The organism is Oleiphilus sp. HI0061 (assembly GCF_001635675.1).
The window spans coordinates 1-2,136 of sequence record NZ_LWFE01001143.1; the positions used below are offsets into that span (position 1 = coordinate 1).

The following is a 2,136-nucleotide window of genomic DNA, read 5'->3' on the forward strand; positions in this document are numbered from 1 at the left end:
GTGAAGGGTCGAGACCGATGGGGTTAATAATCGGTAGTACTTCGTTATCGAAATAATTAGCTAACCATTCATGTTGAGCTTCACTCCATTCCTGGCGTCTTAGAAAACTGATCCCCTCTTTTTTTAACTCAGGCAGAAGCACATCATTCAAAATCTCATACTGTTCACGAACAAAATCTGTCGCGATATGTTTGATTTTTTCTAGGGTTTGTTCAGGGCTTAGTCCGTCAGGCCCAATTGTCTCCCGACCAAATTTGATCTGATGTTTTAGGCCGGCCACACGAATTTCAAAAAACTCATCCATGTTGCTACTGAATATGCAGCTAAACATCAGACGGTTGAGGAGAGGGTGCGATGTATCAATCGTTTGTTTGAGCACGCGATGGTTGAACTGCAGATGGCTTAGTTCCCTGTTCACGTAGTATTCGTGGTTAAGGAGGTCTATAGCAGGGAGCTCATTATTTGCTGTTTGCTCGTCATGCGTCGTGCTCATTGTTGTCTGTATTCTCCAAGTATTTTAAAAGGGGCGATAATCCATTCTAGCTGAACATTGTTACATCTTTATCCTTTGCTAAGAAGTTTCGCAGCGTCCTTGGCAAAATAAGTCAGAATTGCATCGGCGCCAGCGCGCTTGATACAAAGTAGTGACTCTAGAATAATTTTATCCTTGTCTAGCCAGCCATTTTCTATTGCGGCCATATGCATCGCATACTCACCACTCACTTGATAGACGAAGGTCGGCGCTTTGAGTTCAGTCTTGATACGGTAAACAATATCGAGATAGGGCATGCCTGGCTTGATCATAACCATGTCGGCACCTTCCTGAAGGTCCATGGCGACCTCGTGCAAGGCTTCATCAGAATTGGCCGGGTCCATTTGGTAAGTCTTTTTATCTGCTTTACCTAAGTTGCCAGCAGAGCCTACTGCGTCGCGAAAAGGACCATAATAAGAAGAGGCATACTTAGCGGAGTAGGCAAGTATAGAGGTATTGATATGGCCTGCGGCTTCCAGTTCTTTGCGAATCGCAGCGATTCGGCCATCCATCATATCTGAAGGTGCAACGATGTCTGCTCCGGCCTCTGCGTGTGACAAAGCCTGCTTAACTAATGCGTTAACGGTAATATCGTTTAATACATATCCATCATCATCGATAATTCCGTCTTGGCCGTGGGTTGTAAAGGGGTCTAAGGCAACGTCGGTAATCACGCCCAGCTCCGGATATTCCTTTTTTAGTGCTCGTACAGCTCTTTGGGCTAGGCCCTCGGGGTTCCAAGCTTCTTTGGCATCAAGAGACTTGGCATTACTCGGGGTGACGGGAAATAGTGCGACGGCGGGGATACCAAGCTCTAGTAGCTGCTGCGCCTCTTTTAGTAGTAGGTCAATACTCAGGCGTTCAACGCCGGGCATAGAGCTAACAGCTTCGCGTTTATTTACACCTTCAAGAATAAACATGGGGTAAATCAGGTCATTGGCTGTTAGTGTATTTTCCTGCATCAAGCGACGGGAAAAGTCTTGAAAGCGCATGCGACGGAGTCGGCTGTTAGGGAATTGTCGTTGGCTGGGTGAAAACACTTTTTATCTCCGGCAATCATCAAAAATATTATGTGCTTAAGATTAGCAGGTATGCCGAAGGAAAGGCTATAACGCAAGTCAACTGGGGCTGGATTTTTGGAAGTATTTTGCTTTTCGCTAAATACAGGGAACTCGAGATCTAGGTACGCTTATATGCTTAGCTTAAGTAATAATTGAATGCTTGGGATTAAAGCGATGCTTAGCATAACAAGTGCGGAGCCTATGCAGGTCGCGCCGCATAATTGTGAACCGCGAATTTTTATTCGTTGAACAGGGTCTTGTAGCGCAGACTTCCAGTGCCTAAAAGCAGCGGGTTCAGGTATGCATAGTTGTGCTCGGCCGCTTTTAGTATGGCTCAGTTCGTGAATGTAATGCTGGTCTTGGTCGCGCTGATATAAAACCATAATTGATAAACTTGCAGCAATTACCATTGAGGCAAGTAGAACCTGCCCAAATGAAATATAGATGCTGCTGGTTATTGCAGCACCTATCATGCCTAGGCTTAGCAAGCTAATCATTGATATCAGTGCAATAAAAGTTTTGCAAGTACGTGAGTGTTTGCGG

At 45.3% G+C, this 2,136-nt stretch carries 2 protein-coding genes and 1 pseudogene; all 3 read right to left on the minus strand.

Annotation, left to right across the window (positions count from 1 at the left end; genetic code table 11):
* Positions 1–493, minus strand: a pseudogene (locus A3735_RS17075) (RNA degradosome polyphosphate kinase); the annotation flags it as partial.
* A 68-nt stretch (positions 494–561) separates the two neighbouring features.
* On the minus strand, positions 562–1,572 hold the full coding sequence (gene hemB / locus A3735_RS17080) for a porphobilinogen synthase (protein ID WP_082865402.1): 1,011 nt from the start codon (positions 1,570–1,572) through the stop codon (positions 562–564).
* Positions 1,573–1,721: 149 nt separating this feature from the next.
* Positions 1,722–2,136, minus strand: a 415-nt coding sequence (locus A3735_RS17085) for a hypothetical protein (RefSeq protein WP_231882568.1), incomplete at its 5' end; no start/stop codon positions are given.